The organism is Paenibacillus sp. Y568, assembly GCF_059445545.1.
Map to the genome: position 1 here is coordinate 147,902 of NZ_JCAIUM010000009.1, position 18,992 is coordinate 166,893.

Annotated in this window: 15 protein-coding genes; 10 read left to right on the plus strand and 5 right to left on the minus strand. The window is 37.1% G+C overall.

Annotation, left to right across the window (positions count from 1 at the left end; genetic code table 11):
• The first annotated feature begins 16 nt into the window (after positions 1 to 16).
• From AC1D7X_RS14560 to AC1D7X_RS14570, 3 genes are all read left to right on the plus strand, one after another.
• A complete protein-coding gene (locus AC1D7X_RS14560; RefSeq protein ID WP_495475501.1) occupies positions 17 to 1,396 on the plus strand; it encodes a sugar phosphate nucleotidyltransferase in 1,380 nt (459 codons plus the stop codon).
• A gap of 344 nt (positions 1,397 to 1,740) precedes the next feature.
• Positions 1,741 to 2,496: a hypothetical protein gene (locus AC1D7X_RS14565; protein WP_495475502.1), complete on the plus strand. Its 756-nt coding sequence runs from the start codon at positions 1,741 to 1,743 to the stop codon at positions 2,494 to 2,496.
• A 43-nt stretch (positions 2,497 to 2,539) separates the two neighbouring features.
• Complete coding sequence (locus AC1D7X_RS14570; RefSeq protein WP_495475503.1) at positions 2,540 to 3,691, plus strand: nucleotidyltransferase domain-containing protein; 1,152 nt, start codon at positions 2,540 to 2,542, stop codon at positions 3,689 to 3,691.
• A gap of 20 nt (positions 3,692 to 3,711) precedes the next feature.
• Here AC1D7X_RS14570 and AC1D7X_RS14575 read toward each other — a convergent pair whose 3' ends face one another.
• The 4 genes from AC1D7X_RS14575 to AC1D7X_RS14590 form a co-directional block, all read right to left on the minus strand.
• A complete protein-coding gene (locus AC1D7X_RS14575; protein WP_495475504.1) occupies positions 3,712 to 4,005 on the minus strand; it encodes a hypothetical protein in 294 nt (97 codons plus the stop codon).
• A gap of 866 nt (positions 4,006 to 4,871) precedes the next feature.
• On the minus strand, positions 4,872 to 6,278 hold the full coding sequence (locus tag AC1D7X_RS14580) for an oligosaccharide repeat unit polymerase (RefSeq protein ID WP_495475505.1): 1,407 nt from the start codon (positions 6,276 to 6,278) through the stop codon (positions 4,872 to 4,874).
• 128 nt (positions 6,279 to 6,406) lie between these two features.
• Positions 6,407 to 6,847, minus strand: coding sequence for an LbetaH domain-containing protein (locus AC1D7X_RS14585; protein WP_495475506.1), 441 nt, complete (start codon positions 6,845 to 6,847; stop codon positions 6,407 to 6,409).
• 595 nt (positions 6,848 to 7,442) lie between these two features.
• On the minus strand, positions 7,443 to 9,059 hold the full coding sequence (locus AC1D7X_RS14590; RefSeq protein ID WP_495475507.1) for a hypothetical protein: 1,617 nt from the start codon (positions 9,057 to 9,059) through the stop codon (positions 7,443 to 7,445).
• Positions 9,060 to 10,330: 1,271 nt separating this feature from the next.
• On the opposite strand from AC1D7X_RS14590, the gene AC1D7X_RS14595 reads away from it, so the two are divergent.
• From AC1D7X_RS14595 to AC1D7X_RS14620, 6 genes are all read left to right on the plus strand, one after another.
• Positions 10,331 to 11,503 (plus strand): nucleotidyltransferase domain-containing protein, encoded by a 1,173-nt coding sequence (locus AC1D7X_RS14595; RefSeq protein WP_495475508.1) that lies wholly within the window; start codon positions 10,331 to 10,333, stop codon positions 11,501 to 11,503.
• Positions 11,504 to 11,598: 95 nt separating this feature from the next.
• Positions 11,599 to 11,892, plus strand: coding sequence for a lasso peptide biosynthesis PqqD family chaperone (locus AC1D7X_RS14600; protein ID WP_495454898.1), 294 nt, complete (start codon positions 11,599 to 11,601; stop codon positions 11,890 to 11,892).
• Positions 11,892 to 12,374, plus strand: a complete 483-nt coding sequence (locus AC1D7X_RS14605) for a lasso peptide biosynthesis B2 protein (protein WP_495454899.1) — start codon at positions 11,892 to 11,894, stop codon at positions 12,372 to 12,374. The genes AC1D7X_RS14600 and AC1D7X_RS14605 overlap by 1 nt, the downstream gene beginning before the upstream one ends.
• A gap of 21 nt (positions 12,375 to 12,395) precedes the next feature.
• Positions 12,396 to 14,204, plus strand: a complete 1,809-nt coding sequence (locus AC1D7X_RS14610; protein ID WP_495454900.1) for an ABC transporter ATP-binding protein — start codon at positions 12,396 to 12,398, stop codon at positions 14,202 to 14,204.
• 141 nt (positions 14,205 to 14,345) lie between these two features.
• Positions 14,346 to 16,253, plus strand: a complete 1,908-nt coding sequence (locus AC1D7X_RS14615) for an asparagine synthase-related protein (RefSeq protein ID WP_495455288.1) — start codon at positions 14,346 to 14,348, stop codon at positions 16,251 to 16,253.
• Between the two features lie 31 nt (positions 16,254 to 16,284).
• Positions 16,285 to 16,419 carry a paeninodin family lasso peptide gene (locus tag AC1D7X_RS14620; RefSeq protein ID WP_495454901.1) on the plus strand — a complete coding sequence of 45 codons (135 nt, stop codon included), beginning with the start codon at positions 16,285 to 16,287 and terminating at the stop codon, positions 16,417 to 16,419.
• 112 nt (positions 16,420 to 16,531) lie between these two features.
• Here AC1D7X_RS14620 and AC1D7X_RS14625 read toward each other — a convergent pair whose 3' ends face one another.
• The gene (locus tag AC1D7X_RS14625; protein WP_495454902.1) at positions 16,532 to 17,560 is read right to left on the minus strand and encodes a LacI family DNA-binding transcriptional regulator; all 1,029 of its coding nucleotides are present in this window, start codon (positions 17,558 to 17,560) and stop codon (positions 16,532 to 16,534) included.
• A 238-nt stretch (positions 17,561 to 17,798) separates the two neighbouring features.
• Between AC1D7X_RS14625 and AC1D7X_RS14630 the strand changes: the two genes are divergently transcribed.
• Entirely contained in the window at positions 17,799 to 18,848 is a 1,050-nt protein-coding gene (locus AC1D7X_RS14630) for a 2,3-butanediol dehydrogenase (RefSeq protein ID WP_495454903.1), read from the plus strand.
• The last annotated feature ends 144 nt before the right edge of the window (positions 18,849 to 18,992 follow it).

Sequence of the window (18,992 nt, forward strand, 5' to 3'; positions counted from 1 at the left end):
AAATGGAGGTGTAGATATGAAATTGGTACTGCTGTCAGGAGGATCAGGCAAAAGATTATGGCCCTTATCCAATGATGCAAGATCGAAACAGTTTCTTAAGTTGCTTGAGAATGATAGTGATGAAATGGTTTCCATGGTACAGCGTGTATGGGAGCAAATAACTGCAAATGGATTAGAAGATTCAAGTTATATCGCAACGAGTAAGTCTCAAATTGAGATTATGCAAAGTCAAATCGGAGAATATGTTCCTTTAATCATAGAACCTGATCGGCGAGATACATATGCGGCTATCATGTTGGTAGCTACTTATTTATATTCCTATGCCGGAGTGGGATTGGATGAAGTCGTTGTCGTGTTACCTGTTGATCCTTACGTGGAGAATCACTTCTTTGATTCTGTAAAAAAATTAGAATCCATATTAAATTCCTCAGATGCTGAAATTGCACTTATTGGTGTACAACCAACTTACCCTTCTACAAAGTATGGATATATCATTCCTACAAATCCCGAGAACAATATTGAGAAAGATAATGAATATATGTCTGTTAGCCATTTTCAGGAAAAGCCAACAGAAGAAATTGCAGAAATGCTAATAGATCAAAATGCACTTTGGAATTGTGGTGTATTTGCATTCAAGCTTGGTTATGTTATTGAACTGCTTGAATGCAAAGGACTACCTATTCAATTCGAAGAGTTAACAAAGCAATATCATAAAATACCTAAAATTAGTTTTGATTATGAAGTATTGGAAAAAGCATCTCAAATAGTAGTACTTCCTTATGAAGGTTATTGGAAGGATCTCGGTACTTGGAATACGTTAACAGAAGAAATGCCGAATCGACAAATTGGTAAAGGTATTATTAGTGATGACTGCGTTAATACACATCTTATTAATGAAATTGACATTCCAGTTTCAATACTCGGGTTATCCAATATAGTTGTAGCTGTAAGTCCTGATGGTATTTTAGTGACTGATAAAAGTTCAAGCCCGCGTATAAAGGATTTCATTAATTTTGAACAGGGTCCAATGTACGAAGAAAGACAATGGGGCTGGATTAGAATATTAGATGATCAGAATTACGAAGATGGTCGTTGTGTAACCACAAAACGGGTGAGTATTCAAAAAGATAAAAGTTTGAGCTATCGAATGCATGCAAGTCGTGAAGAGGTCTGGACAATTGTTAAAGGCAAAGGCGAATTTATTCAAAATGGTAACTTTGTGAATGTGAATGCTGGAAATGTTCTTCATATTCCTATGAAGTCATTACACAGCATAAGAGCCTCTTCTGAACTCGAAATTATTGTGGTTCAGAGTGGATTCACACATGAATGCAATCAAATGATTGAGCTATATAAGACTTGGAATGAGATAGAACAACACTGTATTAAGGTATAGGGCTACATTTTGAAGACTATTTGTTACTATATTTCAGACTATGGATACGGGCATGCAACTCGTAGTATTGCAATTATCAGAGCATTGATGTTATATACTCCTAATCGTTATCATATTATTATCTGTTCCGGTAAAGGACTTGGTTTTATACGGGATTCTTTACGAGATTTAGATATGTTAAATTTAGATTTCCGTGAATGTGCTTCCGATTTAGGATACATACTAAAGAAGGATTCTATTGAGCCGGATCTGATGTTATTTAAATCTATGATTTAGATTATATGAAGACAATGCCAATAGAAATTCAGAGGGAAGCAGAGTTCATTCTCCAGGAGGAGGTTGATATGGTCATTTCCGACATATCGCCAGTTCCAATTTGCTCTGCGAAACTAGCAAATGTTAAATCGATGGGAATCTCTAACTTTACGTGGTATACAGCCTATCAACAATTAATTGATCAGGAGTTCCTCAAACCATTATATGATGCTTACTCCCATATGGATGCCTTTATTCACTTATCGGGGTCAATAGAACCTCGTTGGGGTAGTGGGAATGTCCTCAAGTCAAGTTTTTATTGCAGAACTCCTAATACGGAAGAGATCAATCGTATATCTCATCAATTAAATCCAGAACAAAATAAATGTATTGTTTATTTCGCTCTTGGTATAAGTATTCAAGTTGGTAATCTAGATTCATTAAAGATGTGGCATGATGATTCATGCTTATTTGTCGTTTCCAGCAATATAAATATTAATGGGAAAAATGTCCACCATATTCCACATCACTATACGGAGTCACAAAATTATGTTGCGGCAGCAGACGTCATCATTTCAAAGCCTGGCTGGGGAACAGTAGGGGAAGCGATTATATGTAATAAGCCTCTAATTTTGCTTAATAGAGGTTTAATGAATGAAGACCAAAATACGATTGTGGAACTAAGTAGTAGGCAATCATACCAACTAGTTTCGTGGAATGAGCTAATAGAATTAGATATAGAAAGAACATTCCGAAGTAAGGATGCAGAACAAAAACCACAGCGAATATTACAAAATGAAATGAACCTACAAAGAATAGTCAGGGTTATAGAAGAGATGATATGAAATCCATGGATTAATTTAAAAGATTATAAGAGAGGTCCTTCCTATGCTTAATGATATGAGTTTTGATCAATATGATTTTTCAACTGAGATGGTATTTATGCTGATAATACTTCGAGAAGATATAACCCTAGAAGAAGAATTGATAAAACAATATACATCCAACATTGATTGGAATCTATTTTTGAAATTGGTTATGCATCATCGGGTGTATCCTCTTGTATATGTGAAATTAAATAAATTTATCCCAGGCTTAATTCCTGAAGATACTATGAAAGCACTCCATCTACTCAACAAAAGGAATATAGTTAAGATGTTAGAGCTAACGAGAGAATTGGGAATGGTTTGTAAATTATTTGCAATTCAGGGGATTCGCTCAATTGTATTAAAGGGACCTGTTCTAGCTGTCCAACTTTATGGAGAACTATCTCATAGAACTTCAAAAGATCTAGATATATTAATTGATACTAATGATATTGATAGAGCTAAGGATGTGCTGAAGCAACTTGGATATCATCCAGATAAATCAGAATTACATGTATACTGGAAAAAGAAATCACATCATTTGTCTTTTCTTCATCCCGTTAACTCTATACAAATTGAGATTCATTGGCGACTCAACCCGGACATAGTTGAGCCACCTTCATTTGAACAGCTATGGAAAAATAAAAACATTGTGAAAATTTCCTCTCAGGAATTTAACCAACTAGGAAATGAGGACTTGTTGGCGTATCTTTCTGATCATGGTGCAAGACATGGGTGGTCTCGCCTTCGTTGGTTAATAGATATAGAGCGTCTAGTAAAAAATACAATTGATGTCACCTATTTAAACAATTATTACAAACAATATGGCGGTAGAATTTATGTGGAGCAAGCTTTTCTATTAAGTGAACTGTTATTATCATCCAATATTCCGCAAAATATTAAGTCGTCACAAACTCATACAAAATCAATTAAGCTAGCTCAAATGGCTCTACAGGGTATTAAGGATAGTCCAGAAGTTAAAGCTATTAATTCTCAATACAAGCGAAGTGTTATCTCAGCATTGACAGTAAGGCAGAAGACGCTCTTTGTGCTTAAGAGACTTCTTCCAAGTTCACTGGACGCGGACTTACTTCCGTTATCCAAAAGATATTTTTTTCTGTATTTCCCACTAAGACCGTTCTTGTGGTTTTGGAGAGTAATGAAAAGAACTTAATTAACTTTATACATCTCTCATTATAGATCGAGTCCAAGTAAGGGAGTGAATGTAACTCCTGCTGCTTCCGAGTTGCCAGGACAGCTAAAGAGAATTGTGATTTTCGTATTTGGTGATGATTTCGCTTGATCTACACTCCCAGTTTCACCTGCTCCCCAATGAACGGAAGTGATATCGCAGGTCTCTGAGAAATTTTTCCCTCCTGGGATAGAATCTTTCACTACATAGTTAAGACGTTTTACTACACCAGTTCCGTCATTTCCGCCAACACATGTAACTAGTTGAAGATGTAACACAGGGGGAACAGGAATCACTTGTCTTTCGCTTAATCCGAAGGTACGTCTAAACCTACGCGTTGGATTCACTGATCATTTAAATGGAATAGTATCATCAGTATGCAATTCTGTATCGATATTACATTGCCTTCTTCATTATTGGCTAGGCCAAGAATGGAAGGCATAAAGTTGTATATAATTAACCTCCCCCCCTCCTCCCCCAAAAAAACCGTGCACCATCAATAAATAGACTACAAAGTTGACCAGAACTTTTATAACAATCAATCCATCTAGGATTTGTTCCAAGTTGAGGAGGAAGGGCCACAAAGACTTCTCCTTTAATATTCAAATATCCATTGTTATATAGCCGCTTGATTTGACCCATTCTGCGCAATCCAGTTCTTCATCCATAACAAATAAATGAAATCCTGTTTCGTGTTTGGATGTATTGTTTTGGTTTGGTTAAGTAGGAGAGTCCAACTTCCTGTTTTAGAAATCTAGCATGGGTTGGATCATATTTAGAATATTTCGTGATTGTTATTATTTGATTAATTCGTTCATTATATAATTTACAATTCCCGTACAACAAAAAAGAGAACACATTTCTGCATCCTCACAAATTTACAAATCAATTGGATTGTCAACACCTAACTAGGCAACCTTTTTATGGTGTTCCATCTTTTATTTATGGACTCTTGTAGCTAAGAGTCCCATGAATAATGTGGTTGAATCAATGTACATAATCATAGTTTTACTGTTAAATCATCCTGGCTATCAAGATGCCATTGGATTACAAACTCTGTCATGAGGAGTTAAAACGTTGCTACTGCAACTACATTATGGACAGGACAGCCTTTCATACTCAAATATCTTTCATGTACAGTGATTTCAAGGATTGTATTAATCTAGACGTTGTTTCTATTTCGTTCTTTCATTCCTATAAGTCTATACATGATTAATGATATTATTGTAAAAAATGCCAAGTAACTAATTCCACTTAACATTTCGCCCCTAAGAAAGAAAAATTGATAGGCAGCAAAGAATGGAACAAAGATACTCATATAACTTTTGGGGTAGCTGTTATAAATATCTTGGATTCTTTGTACAAAAACACCATAGATAAAAAATAACAACACTACTCCAAATAATCCGAAATTATGAAATCCTTCTGCCCATAATGGTGCAGATAAATTAGTGAAATCATATCCAAGATGAGTAGCTACAGTTTGACCAGTGCCATAGGGTTTATTGTGCCACAAAGATCTAGGAATAAAAAATAGTGCTGATACTAAAAACTGTTTTCCATATGAATATCCGTTATATTGGGTATCTTTAACAGTATTTAAAACCATTTGAAATCCATCGTAATCTCCATCTTTGGCTATGTTGGCAGACTCATTTCGAACACTATTTAATATTTCACTATAGTTTACATTTGCAGTTGTTGTGTTATGCCGAAATATATCTGAGTATGGAAAAATAAATAAAAGAATAACTATGAATGAGAGTGTCCATTTCGTAAAAGATGATTTCTTCCATTTTGTTATCATAAAAACAAATGTTAATGCCACCGCACCAAACCAATATCTAGGAGACGAAACAAGATTAGTTACTGTGAAATTAACTATAAATAGTGTGAAAACTGTTAAATTTAAAGTTGAATTTCTATTTGTTGTCTGTTTAATGCAAAAAACTCCTAGTAGAAGAGAGGCAAAAACTGGAACTCGTAACAATGTTGTGGTAATTAATAATGATGTTTTATCACCATTACCTGCAAAGTTTGACAATGCTTGTCTTGAAATAAAAAGAGAAGAGATTCCACCGATAGATAATACGATTATACTTGTAATAAGGATCGAAATTATAGATGTAATATAAAACATTTTCAAATTTGGTGTCCACTGTGATTTACTTGGTACTGTAACTTTTGAATCGTTATTCTTTTTGTTAAACTTTTTTCCGATTTCATAGCTTATTATGCCAATAAGTATAATAAGCAACCCGAATCGTATTTCACTTGAGCTGTATTCCCCCGCAAGGGGAAAGGTATTTGTTATAAGTTGAACAAATGGAATATATCCAAACCAAACAAATATAAACACATAAAAAGTCATATCAATTATCTGGCGTTTTCCTGTTACCATTGATATGCAAAGTCTTACCACCGAAATAAAAATAATAGTCCATACAATAAATAGATTGAAATCAAGTGTGCGACCGTAATCCTTAAATAAAGAAAATGGCAATAACAATGCCATGCCTAACAATATAATGCTTGATGAGAATATCAGGTTTGTACTATTTTTTTGCAAAATACACCCTCCTAGATACGATTAATAAGTAGGTTGGGTAATAATAACCTGACCTAACTCAGATATAACATAACATGGATGATACATTATGTATCAAGGCGTATTTGTGTTGCTCTCTCGATGCAATCTCATATAGTTCTATCACCTATTTTTCTACTTGGAATACCTGCCCAAATTTCATTGTCTCCGGTTGATTTAGATATAACTGCGTTCGCACCGATTATAGTATTTTTACCAATGATAAGGGTACCTGTTTTGCAGAGTATTTTCGCTCCAGCGCATAGGATCGCGCCGTCCTCAATTACAATGTTCTTCATAGATGATTCTGAACTTGGAAGGTACGCATCAGCACGACCTATTGTCACTCCATGAAAAATCTGAACATTATCCTTTATCACGGTGTTGGGATGTATAACAACTCCATAACCATTGTGAACGAATTTCACATTATTTCCAATCTTCACTTCCGGTGGGATTTCCATGCCACATAACTTCAACAAAAGGAAGAATACCTTTCCTATTAATGGCTTTTTTCTTAAATAGATTAGTAAAAGAATTAGTCTATCCATATGTATTCTCCTTTCACACCCTGTTCCTTTTGTCCTGTGTAAATATATGTCATACGCATAAGACAACTATATTGAAGGCTACCGATAACGGAGGTCGCAGATTTAGTATATCATAAATGATACATTATGTATCATTTATTTTTGTACATTGATTCCTTTTTCGACCGAGTTCTTCCGTATTAACTTTCTAGCATAATAAATTGCGTTCTGTATGCGCGTAGAGTCATCAGGTTCACCTGCTTTACTCAATAATTATCAATATAGAAACCTAAGGATCCTATCAGATCTGTCTTCTTGATTCTTTCAATTAATTGAACTGATATAATTGAATCCAATAGATTATGAACATTGTTTTTGCTAATTCTATATGCCCACCTGAACTCCCAATAAATATGTTATTAGTCCGTAGTGGAAGTAGTGAATTCCGCCACGTTAAGCTCTGGAGATTAGTCTCTAATCCCCATTTTTGCTGTATAGTTGTTGCCAAACAAAATAGAGGTGTAGATTTTCTACGACCTCTATTGGGATAAAACATTATTTGAGTTACTTAATTAAGGTCTTCATTTAACAATTAAAGCCTCTATTAATAATGGCTTTATTCAATAGTCTTTACTAAAATTCTAGCTCTGACCCCACCCACAGGAAATGCCTGACCAATTACTTTTAAATACAAGGGATTTGTAATAACGGTTTTAGTGACACAGATAACAGATTTTAAATGAGTATTTGGGGTGAAGGTTATCTCTGTAAAGTAAATAGATACGATATCACCACTGGTTACGGTGGGTTCGATTGTTTTATCAAGAATAAGTGAAAAATTCTTTCTATAGTCTTGAGAAACTACTGTGTAAATAATGTTAGATGTTCCGATAGTGATTTTTGACCCAATATATATGCTGTTAGTATTACTGTTTATTTGAATTGAGGAAGTATTGGTTACAGGAATTACAGATACAGTAGATACATCGCTTTTAATAACAAAATTATAGGTGTTTCCATCGCTCTTGTAGATGTTTTGTACAATTATCTCATCGATAAAAGTCGGTTGATTCACTGGGTAATGCCAGTCTGACAATAATGTTGCCCATGAACTTTGAATCAAAGTTGACTTTTGTTTTAAGTAACTGTAAGGGTGAGTTAATCCGTCCATAGTTTGATTGATCAATTTACCCTTAAACTTTGTATTATTTAGAATTACTTTAAACTTTTCATACGGATTAACTCCTGTGATATAAGTGAATACAGATTCTAAAGTTGTAGAATTGTTATCGCCTAAAAGAAGACAGTCGGTAAAATTCAAGTAATTTCTTGTTGCAACGTTGCCTGTAGTCATTATAAAACGTCCAAGTAACACACAATTGATAAATGTATAGCTTGAATTATCACCTACTGTTGAGTTTTTGAAGTGAAATACACCCAATCGTTCTATAACATTGAAAGCGTTAGAACCCATATCTGAGTTTTCAAAACTGATTCTAGCTGAGTCCCATTCGCAATACATCACTTTAGCAAAAGAAGATTTTAATTCATATCTAGTTCCATCATCAATAAAAGAAGTTACACCGTATGCATGAGACCCACCTAGCAACTTAAACAGATACGTATCCACTACAGGTGAAAATCCACTTACATCGCAATGATTAAATTTAAAATGACCACCCCTATGGGCAGTAATCCAATTAGAAGATGACCAATACTTGCAATTATTAAACCAGTAATTTAAAAATTGATCTGAAGTATTGACACTTCCTATATACAGAAAGCTTTCCCATATACCAAAAAGCCCACAGTGATTGAATGTCCATTCTGAATTTGTTCTTGAACCTTGCAGATCGAGACCATATTGAAATTTTCCGCTAAAATTACATTGATGAAATCTGAATGCTTGCGCACCGCCATCTGAAATACTTTTAATTAACGTTCTTTTTGGTGCTGTGGCATCATTTAATGATATAAAGTTAAGGTTATAAAAATCAACATTTAAGAGTTTATCATTATTAATAAAGCAGTATCCTTCAAAATCCTCAAAAACAAGAGTGGAGCCATTACCATTTATAACGAGGTTCTGTGATCTTGCTGAAAGAGTGCTTAAAAACAAGTTTGGTTGTTTTATTCGATAAACACCTTGAGGAATAGTTATTGATTTTGTAATGAATTGATTACTGGAGATAGCAGGATCATAGATGTTTTTACTAAATGCGTCTTTAAACATTTTATTGATGAAAGTATAGTTATCGTTTGTATTATTGCCGATTGCTCCAAATGCATTCGCATTGTTTATGTTTTTCGTAGTTGACTCTAGTTTGGATGTAATGCCTTTAATGTTTTCTTGAATCTTATCTACATCATCTTTTTTTGATAGCTCTATATTCCCATTCGAACTAACTACAAAGGGCTTTTTAGAATCAGTTGTTAAACCGATTTCAGCTGCTTTTAAGGGTAAGTTATTTTCTGAGATTCTTACTAGTCTTTTTTTTTAGTCATTAGAATTCCCCTCCATCTATGCTTGCCAATAGCTTAACCACTTCTCAGAACCACTACCAAGAATCCTAGACTGCTGATATTCCATGCAGGTAAAGAGCAGGAGGACCACTGTCATTAATTCTTTGGATTTCAACTGTGGATATTCCAGTACCCCAAACTTTCTATTGGATATTTTTGTTTTGAGGTTGTATTGCTATACAACGGGAAGGGGATTAGTCTTACTAATGGGATTACCACTCTCTGTAGTATAAGTATGTGACATACTTACATTGTCACTTCTATTTTATATATTATATGAAGCCAACGATAAAATACCTGTTATATATATAGGGGTCATTGAGCCTCTTTTCCTTATCAAATTACCATTTTATTAAATCATGTATTTTTATATTGTTATGCCTTTTCTTCGCGAAATAAAAATTATTAATCAGATTCTGCTGTGGGTAAGTAGGAGAGCGTGGTTAGATGATTGGGCTACAAGGATTAATGTGGTTAAGAATAGGTCCGTAAATACATATATCCGCAGAAGCTCCACTTTTGGATATGTTATACGAAGACTGTAGAAACAATAACCTGAATGAAACGCTACACTGTCAAGCGGACAGTGAAAAAAGGATCGTTATTACCCTCAGTTTAATTTAAATAGAACTGACGTTTCTTTTCTTTCTCTATATGTAGCTCGTAGGCATTAGGGGATAAGCCATTTAAACGCACTGTATAGCGGTATCTTATAGTATCGAATTATAATTTTTTACATATTAGAGAACCTCTTCATGTGTAAGCAATAATGAGCTTTTATAAGAAAGTGCATAGGTTCAGTTCTTATCCCTTTTAATATTTTACGGCGAGAGGTATGGACGGTTATATCTGGACAAGGTAAAATGGTATTAGATGGATATGTACGTAAGAGCAGAATGGGAGACGTAATCGTCATATTTCCTGAAGCGAAGCGTAGCTTACGAGCAATCACTGATATCGAAAGATAGTGGGGTAGTTACTTTGAAGTTAGATGCAATTGAGTTGGACCTGAGTGATGTATCCAAAGAGTTATCCTTTTTACTATTGATTTTACATGAGGATATGCTAGATGAGAGTATTCTTGAGCCATATACATCCGATCTGGATTGGACATTGTTTATGAAGCTTGTTATGCATCATCGTGTGTATCCTCTTGTTTATTTAAAGTTGAAAAGAATTAGCACCTCACTACTAATTCCAGCTAATGTTATGGAAACACTTCATCATCAATATCAAACCAATACCCTGAAGATGTTACACCTTAGCAGAGAAATGAATCATATATGCAAAGCGTTAACCAATAGTGGCATACGTACTCTTTTATTGAAGGGCCCTGTTCTAGCTATACAACTCTACGGTAATCTGACTCACCGGACATCCAAAGATCTAGATATTCTAGTTCATGCAGATGATGTGGAGAAGGCCGAGGAAATATTAGTTCAGCTTGGTTACGAGATGAAGGATCCATATATCTTAAACAACTGGAAGAAGAAAACACACCACTTATCCTTCGAGAATAGGGAACATTCGGCACAAATTGAAATTCATTGGAGACTAAACCCTCATTTCAGTAAGTCATACTCATTCGATAAACTATGGGAACGTAGAAATGATGTGACAATATCTAATCAAACGTTTTACTGTTTGGGAAATGAAGATCTACTCTGCTATCTTACGGATCATGGTGCTAGACATGGCTGGTTCCGATTACGCTGGTTAATGGATATTGAAAGGTTACTACCTACAATAAGCAGTGGAAATATGAAAATTCATTTCGATCAATATGGTGGGCAGCAATACGTTGGACAAGCATTCATCCTATTGTCGAACCTACTTTTAACGAAGATTTCTCAAGATTTAGAATTATTAACGATCAACTCAAAATCTCAACGACTAGCAGAAATGGCCCTATATTATGTCAAAAGAATCGTTAAATTAAATCCCGTACCGGAGAAAAGTATCGCTTGGCATTATAATCGCTACCTCTTTATGTTAATGTCGGCAAAACAGATAATAGCATACATGTTAAACAAACTTCTTCCTAGCACACTCGATGCTTTAATGTTACCATTGCCTAAATCACTTTATTTTCTATATTTCCCACTTCGGCCTTTTCTAAGCTTATTGCGTCGATTGAAACGACTGTCTGTATAAATTTTGCGGAGCGACTTCCCCTAATTTACAATTAATAATACAATCTGTATCATACATGATTTTGTACAGTATTCTAATAGAGGAGGCTTTTAATCATGAGCGTTGAACTAATCACAGCTAATGACCTTATCGTTCAGTCTGAAGGTAACCTGGTAAGTGATATGGATGGCGAGAAAGTGATGTTGAGCATCGAAAACGGTAAGTATTACAACCTTGGTCAGATTGGGGGCCAAATATGGGAACTTATCGCTTCTCCTGTCACCATAAATGGAGTGGTCGAACAATTAGTGGCAGAGTATGAAATTGAACCAGATGTGTGTAGACAGCAAGTATGCACATTTATACAGCAACTTGCCACTGATGGACTCGTACAGGTGAGGAAGCAATAATGAGCTTGTATAAGAAAGCTCATAAATTCATTTCTTATCCGATGGATGTTAAGTGGATGTTCATAGAAGCTTATTTCTATTTGGCATGGGGAAGAGTCTTAAAGCTTCTTCCTTTCTCTAGAGTAGCACCTTCCTTAGGAGAGAGAATGAAGGAAACGGAATATGTTAGATGTACGGAGCAGGAGCTCATACTATTGCGTAAGATATCGATAGCCATTCATGCGATGAGTCGCGTAACATGGTGGGAGAGCCAATGCCTGGTTAAGGGTATTGCCGCACTAAAGATGCTTAAGCGAAGAGGGATTCCAAGTACTTTGTATTTGGGAAGTGGGCGAGATGACACGGGGAACATGGTAGCGCATGCTTGGCTACGTAGTGGATCTTATATTGTAACCGGAAGTGAAGGACACGAAAGGTATGCTGTCGTAGGGATGTTCGGAAATAGTAAGCAGTCTGAAACTCTAGCGACTATGAAGCGGTGATCCGCATAAGGGGTTAGTATAATGAAGGATCTATTCTATTATATTCGTAAAATGCATCGTGTCGCAGGAATAAAACTGTACCTCAACATGTTTATGACACTTGTGATTAGCTTATTAGATGGCATAGGGATCTATTTGATCGTCCCTCTTCTTAGTATAATTGGTGTAATTCAAATGGATTTGGATGGGGTACCCCTTGTGTCAACGCTATTTCGATTTGTTGATTCATGGTCTATCAATCTTAATCTACCCATCGTTCTAGCCATCTATGTGATGATCTTGGGGGGGCAGGCATTACTACAGAGAAGCCAATTAGTGATGAATACAAAGATCCTCCAAGAATTCGTCCGTTCACTTCGAATGAATACTTATGAGGGACTGATGCAGGCGAAGTGGGAATTTTTCTTGAGAAAACGTAAGTCAGACTTTAATCATATTATGACCAATGAGCTTGGAAGGGTTAGCTTCGGTACCTCGCTCTTTCTTCAGATGATTACTGCGACGATATTCACGATCATTCAGTTGGGATTGGCCTTCTTATTATCGCCAGTTTTAACTCTTGTAGTACTTGGTAGTGGTATCTTCCTCGCTTTGTTCTCACGTAGGTTTATTAAGAAAGCTGAACATATCGGTGATGAGACTTCAGTGTTATCTCAGCATTATTTTGCTGGCATTAGTGATCATTTTAATGCGATCAAGGATATTAAGAGTAACAAGCTAGAATATTCACACATCAATTGGTTCAAACATCTTAGCCAGAGATTAGAGAGTAATGTCATTCAATTTGCTAAGCTTAACTCACTTTCGCAGTTCTTCTACAAGATATCTTCTATTCTTTTTATTGTAGGGTTGGTCTATTTAGCTCTAGAGGTTATTCATACACCTGCTGAACAATTAATTCTTGTTGTACTCATCTTCTCTAGATTATGGCCAAGGTTTATTCTTCTACAGAATAGTATGGAACAGCTTGTATCGAATATTCCTGCTTTTAAGGCATTAAGAAATTTGCAGCGAGAGTATGACTCCGATAGAGAGTTGACTGAAGGAATCAATACCACTGAAGGAATCCAACCTATTCTTATGAAAGAAGGAATAACGTGCAATCAAGTGGATTACCGTTATGATCCTAGTGAGTCTGAATATGCTCTTCGTGACATTAATGTCCATATCCCTGTCAATCGGATGACAGCCATTGTTGGTAAATCTGGTGCTGGTAAAAGTACCTTGATTGATATGCTTATGGGTCTCATTCATCCTGAGAGTGGACAAGTGACAATAGACGGTATTACGCTACGAGATGATCAGCAATTGTTGTCTCTCCGTAGCTCCATTGGATATGTTGCACAAGATCCCTTTCTATTCAATGAGACGATTCGTGATAACCTGAAACTAGTGGCACCTTATGTTGATGATTCTGAGTTATGGAAAGCTTTGGAATTTTCTGCCTCTGATGAATTTGTACGGAAACTTCCACAAGGGCTTGATACGATCATTGGTGATCGAGGCGTCCGATTGTCGGGAGGAGAAAGGCAACGAATTGTATTGGCAAGAGCCATATTGAAACGTCCTACCATTCTTGTGCTTGATGAAGCGACTAGCGCGCTTGACAGTGAGAATGAACGACTGATTCAAGAAGCACTGGAGCTGCTCAAAGGAAGTATGACTATTATAGTTATCGCTCACCGCCTATCTACAATTCGCAATGCAGATCAGGTGATTGTTATGGAGCAAGGTGAGGTTATTCAACAAGGTGGATATCACCAGCTATCGCAGGAAGTGAAAGGGACATTCAGGCAGTTGCTGGATTATCAGATAGGGGTTAATGGGTAGCTTTTTGTCATTAGATACTATGAATACTATATTTAAAAATTTTCTGAAAAAAACAATTGTAAAATAATAGGTTTTCGTTTATGATACAAATTGTATCAATATAGATAGGAGGCGGTTGACATCAGCGTTATAGCAGGAGTTATAGAATTCGACAAGCCTTTTATTTCTCCCAATGAAGTCGCCCCTTTTATGGATGCGATTCGAGATCTCCCAGGAGATGACTTCGATACGTGGGTTCAAGGTTCAACTATTCTCGGATGCCGCTCACAATGGATTACGCCAGAATCAGTTCATGAACAACTTCCTTACTGGGATGAAGAGTATGGGGTAGCCATAATAGCCGATGCCATTATCGATAATCGTTATGAACTTTTTGAGAGATTGAATGTGAAGCGGGACATACGATTAAGTATGACAGATAGCGAATTAATTGTTCTTGCTTATGTCAAGTGGGGCCAAGAAACACCAAAGTATTTAATAGGAGACTTTGCTTTTGTTATATGGGATCGGCGTAGCCACACCCTCTTTGGTGCTCGGGATTTAGTGGGTAGTCGCACACTTTATTATACCCACAATATAGAGCGCTTTGCATTCTGTAGTGTCATACAACCCATGTTTTCTTTAAGTAACTTACCTAAGCGACTGTGTGAAGAAAGATTCGCAGAATTTCTGGCGATTCCCACGTTACTGGATGCAGTTAATGTACATACAACATTTTATCAGGATATTAAGCAAATACCACCTGCACATTCATTTACCTTATATGAGGGTAAACTCTCTTTCACGCAATATGGATCACTAGTTACAGATACGAAGGATATATCATATCGAACGGATGGAGAGTATGTTGAGGCATTTCAGGAAATATATCAGGAAGCGATACGGTCAAGATTACGGACCTATAAGCAAGTTGGCGTTACTTTAAGTGGCGGACTTGATTCTGGATCTGTTGCAGGATTTGCAGCGGGGATGCTGCAGCAGGAAGGGAAATGTTTACAGGCTTATAGTTCAATTCCCTCGCGTGATTTCGTTGATTGGACATCTCGCAACATATTTGCTGATGAAACTCCCTATATACAATCTGTTGTGGATTATGTAGGGAATATAAAAGCGAATTATCTTGATTTTCCTGGAATGAGTCCATTGTCAGAGATTGATGACTGGCTAGATATACTTCACGCACCTTACAAAAATTTAGAAAATTCATTCTGGATTAAAAGTATTCAGCAGCAAGCGGCACAGCAAGGAGTAGGTGTGTTACTGACAGGAGTCAGGGGGAATTTTTCTGTATCTTGGGGCTCGGCAGTCGGTTACTATGCTTTGCTATTAAAAAGACTTAGTTGGATTCGATTGTACCAAGGAATATCGGATTATGGGAAACAGCTTAGGATAGGTAGGAAGCGTATTATCCATGCGGTGCGCCAGCAAGCTTTCCCAGAAAAAGTAACCTCTCAGTTCCAACCTATTGTTCCTTCTCTTATTCATCCAGAATTCGCAGCTCAATCAGGTATATACGAGAAGTTAGAGCATTACGATGTCGGTCTGCGAGAATCTCCGGTTCAAATTATGAATGAGAGACAAAGTTTCTTCGGTAATCTGTCTATTCTCAATATGCAGAGTACCATATCAGCCCAATTATCCTATCGTTATGGGATATGGGAACGAGATCCTACTAGCGATTCGAGAGTTGTGAAATTTTGTTTGGGAGTTCCGTTCAGTCAATACGTCCATAATGGGTTCGGTCGTTCTCTTATTCGTAGATCAACAGAAAACGTTCTTCCGGATAAAGTTCGATTGAATCAGAGAACTCGTGGTGCTCAAGGGATGGATTGGGTACATCGCATTGCTCCGAATTGGAACGCTGTCCAAGAAGAGATTCGATTGTCATACAGTGATGAATTGACTTCTTCCTATCTGAATATGGATCAAGTAAAGAGTTCACTTGATCGGGTAGGATCAACAATTAAGCCAGAGCAAGCGGAGGATCCACATGTACAATACCTCATGCGAAGCTTAATCGCACATCGCTTTCTCCAAAGGTTGAAATAAGAAATAGACCACTTGAAAGGAGGTGAACAATATGACTAAAAAAGAATGGACTGTACCCGCATTGGAAGTTCTTCAAGTAAGTGAAACAATGCAAGGATTTGGGCTTTCAAAGGTTGACTACACATATGTAGCAGGTAAACTCGTTGACATGGATATTTATTCCTAGGATTCATCCTATACTTAGTCAATAATTTCCAATATGGGAGCGTCGTAAATGAGTGTAGTTAGCAATACACATTTATGGCGCTCTACATATTTGAATGTAGGTTCATTCCACTCTATTCAATATACTGCGTAGTACGCGTTCGGCTTAAACTAGACTCTCTAACGATGAGTCTTGGCTCGAATTGTATCCTCTCATAAAGGCCCCTTTTCTGTTCTTCTATACGTTGTAACAGCAGTTCTGTTGCCACCTTTGCAACCTCCGCACCCATGATGGAGACGGAGCTGATCTTTGGAGTCGTAATCGTACACAATAAATTGTTATCAACGCCAACGATAGCAATATCCTCTGGCACGCGAATACCTAGTTCTTTGAAGCGATTCAATAGCCCAATCGCGACCATATCATTTCCGGCGTAGATCGCATCTGGAATGTGCGTCAGGTTAACAAAATAATCAGCTGCTTTAGCTCCGGTCTGCAGAGAAAAGTCATCCCCAAAATAGATTAATGATCGATCGATCTGATCTAGTGCATCCTCATAGGCAAAGAATCTTTCCTCAATGATTTCTTTTGGAGCACCAGCATACCCAATTCTCGTTCTCCCTATACTTAGCAAATGTTCCATGACTAGTCTGCCCTCGGGTGTGGAGAGACTTACAATATCGGCCTTAACATCAGATTCTAATGTCTTGCCATAATTGATGATGGAGATTGGAAGATTAGCTTTATTAATGAGATCTTTCATGGTTTTGGGATAAGCAAGCGGTAAAATAATAAGGCCATCCACATGAAGTTTCTTCATATCACGTAGTAGCTCTAACTCTGATCTTATATTCCCTAATGTATTAATCTGAACAACACGATAGCCATAATGCTTCGCCGCTTGTTCAACGGAATAAGCAATTTCCGGAACAAAAGCGTTGCGAATATCAGGTACAGCCAAGGCGATGTGTTTGGTTTGACGAAACTTTAAGTTTTGTGCAAAGGAATTAGGAACGAATCCAAGCTCTTCGACAGCTGTCAGCACCTTTTCTTTTGTCTTCGGACTTATACCCTCTGTATTATTAATAGCTCTAGACACGGTTGCGATTCCAACACCTGCTCGAGCAGCTACATCCTCTATCGTAACTTTATTATTTGCCAATTCCAGCACTTCCTTTAACTGTATGAAATTGTTTCCACAGTAGTATACATAAAATACGAATTAAGTATAACATACTTGGGAATTATATGAATATTATCATGTTTACTGCACCATTTCGGTTGACAATATGTTGATATAGTGACATAATTATTTATGGAAACGTTTCCGAATTAGGTATTATATTTCCATAATTATAGCGTATTATTCGTGGTTATACTTATCTAGGGAGATGACACAAATGAAAGCATTAAGATGGCATGGTCAGAAAGATTTACGTCTAGAGAACATTGAAGAACCAACAGCTCAACCAGGTAAAGTGAAAATTAAAGTCGAATGGTGCGGTATTTGCGGCAGCGACTTGCACGAATATACAGCAGGTCCAATCTTTATTCCAGAGGGCACACCACATCCAATCACTGGAGAAAAAGCACCTATCGTTATGGGACACGAATTTTCCGGAAAAGTAGTAGAGATTGGCGAAGGTGTAACCAAAGTCAATGTGGGTGATCGTGTCGTTGTAGAACCAATCTATGCATGTGGTAAATGTGATGCTTGTAAAGAAGGCTACTATAACCTTTGCTCTACCATGGGCTTCCTTGGACTTGCAGGCGGCGGCGGTGGTTTCTCCGAATACGTGAACGCTGAAGAATATATGGTTCACCAAATTCCAGATAGTGTATCCTATGAACAAGGTGCACTTGTAGAACCTTCCGCAGTTGCGCTTCATGCTGTTCGTCAAAGCAAATTCAAAGTTGGTGATAAAGCTGTCGTATTCGGCGCAGGTCCAATCGGCTTGCTCGTTATTGAAGCGTTGAAAGCTTCAGGCGCAGCAGAAATCTACGCTGTTGAGTTGTCACCTGAACGGAAGCAAAAAGCGACTGAACTTGGCGCAATCGTCATTGACCCTAAAGAATATGATGTCGTTGCAGAAATTCACAATCGTACCAACGGTGGGGTAGATGTTGCTTATGAAGTTACGGGTGTGCCTCCTGTTCTTACACAGGCTCTTAATTCGACAAAAGTTGGCGGCGAATTAATGATCGTCAGCATTTTCGAGAAAGAAGCGTCTATTAAACCTAATGATATTGTGATGATGGAACGTACCATGAAAGGGATTATCGGTTATCGCAACGTGTTCCCTGCCGTTATTAGCTTGATGACTCAAGGCTACTTCTCTGCTGAGAAGCTTGTAACGAAACGAATTACACTTGATGAAGTTGTTGAAGAGGGATTTGAAGCACTCTTGAAAGAAAAAAATCAAGTGAAGATTCTTGTGAAAGCTGAATAACAGCAATTAACAGAAATTAACAGGTTGGTTAAAGCAAGACAAGGCAAGAGAAGACAAGAGAAGCGAAGCCCAGAGGCTTTGCTTTTTTTGGTTTTCTCTTTTTTGATAGCCTTGAGACCCATGTCTCGGTCTAACCGTGAGTGT